This is a genomic window from Micromonospora sp. NPDC049799 (assembly GCF_040656655.1).
In the GTDB taxonomy this organism is placed as follows: domain Bacteria; phylum Actinomycetota; class Actinomycetes; order Mycobacteriales; family Micromonosporaceae; genus Micromonospora.
The window spans coordinates 1-1443 of sequence record NZ_JBFAMU010000828.1 but is presented as its reverse complement, the minus strand read 5'-3'; the positions used below and the strand labels follow the sequence as shown (position 1 = coordinate 1443).

Here is a 1443-nt window from a genome sequence, read left to right as displayed (position 1 = left end):
CCGCGCGGTCCCGCCCCGGGCGACCCCCGGGTCACCACGGCGGACCAGCGGTACGCCCCGGACTCCGTACGGCCGCCACCGCCGGGAGGCCGGCCCCCGCCGCCGTTCCCCTGCGTCCGGCCGTACGTGGACGGCACCCTCGTGGTCGCCGCGTCCGCGCCGCCCGAGGTGTCCTTCCGTCCGCCACCAGGCTGGGTCTGGCACGCCGACGACGGTTTCCGCGTGGCCGTGCCGGCCGGCTGGCGTTACTCCCGCGACGACGACGTCGCCTGCTTCCAGGACCCGGCAACCGGCCGGACGCTCAGCGTCGCCACCTCCTCCGACGCCACGGCCGACGCGCTCGACCGGCTCCGGGCCGCCCGGGCCCGCGCGCGGGCGGCGGGCACCCTGCCCGGGTACGTGGAGATCCGGCTCGGCGCGACCGGGGACTCGGCGGAGTGGGAGTGCGAGTGGGACACACCCCATGGCGACCGGCTGCGCGCCGTGCAGGTCGTGCCGACGCGTCCCGTCGCCCCGACCTCCCGCACCCTGGGCTGGATCACCGGGGACCGGGACTGGGCCGGGGCGGCGGAGCAGTTCCGGATCATCCGCGCGAGCCTGCGGCCGGCCGTCTGACCGACGACACGGCCGATCGCTGCGGGTGAGAAATTCCGGAATGCTGACTATCGTGTGACTCGGGGTGACCGAGGGGGAGCGCGCGTGCGCCAAGGGCTGATCGCGGGCCGGTACCGGCTGCTCGACCTGGTCGGCACTGGCGGAATGGGCCGGGTCTGGCTGGCCCGGGACGAGATGCTGCACCGCGACGTCGCGGTCAAGGAGATCGTCCCGCCGACCTGGCTCGCCGAATCCGAACGCGCGGAGCTGCGGCTGCGGACCCTGCGCGAGGCGCGCACGGCCGCCCGGCTCACCCATCCGAACGTGGTGCGGGTGTACGACGTCGTGCACGACCGGGACAGCCCCTGGATCGTCATGGAGTACGTCCGGTCCCGCTCCGTCCAGCAGATCCTCCACGCCGAGGGCCCCCTGGATCCCCGGCGCACCGCACGGATCGGCCTGGCCGTGCTGGCCGCGCTGCGGGCCGCGCACGCCGCCGGAGTGCTGCACCGTGACGTGAAGCCGCACAACGTCCTGGTCGCCGACGACGGGCGGGTGGTGCTCACCGACTTCGGGCTGGCCACCTTCGAGGGGGGCGACGGCGCGATGACCGGTCCGGGCTTGGTGCTCGGCTCGCCGCAGTTCGTCGCCCCGGAACGGGCCCGCGCCGGCGTCTCGGACCCCCGCACCGACCTGTGGTCGCTGGGCGCCACGCTCTACGCCGCCGTGGAGGGACAGTCCCCGTACGCCCGGGCGAACACGATGGCCACGCTCAGCGCACTGGCCACCGAGCCGCCCGACCCGATGCGCCGGGCCGGGCCGCTGCGTCCGGCGCTGACCGGGCTGCTG

The 1443-nt window shown here is 75.9% G+C and carries 1 protein-coding gene and 1 pseudogene; both read left to right on the top strand.

Annotated elements, in window-relative coordinates:
• A pseudogene (locus tag AB0I76_RS29860) lies at positions 1–615 on the top strand (serine/threonine protein kinase); the annotation flags it as partial.
• 84 nt (positions 616–699) lie between these two features.
• Positions 700–1443: serine/threonine-protein kinase (locus tag AB0I76_RS29855; protein ID WP_357042458.1), on the top strand; the 744-nt coding region annotated here is incomplete at its 3' end.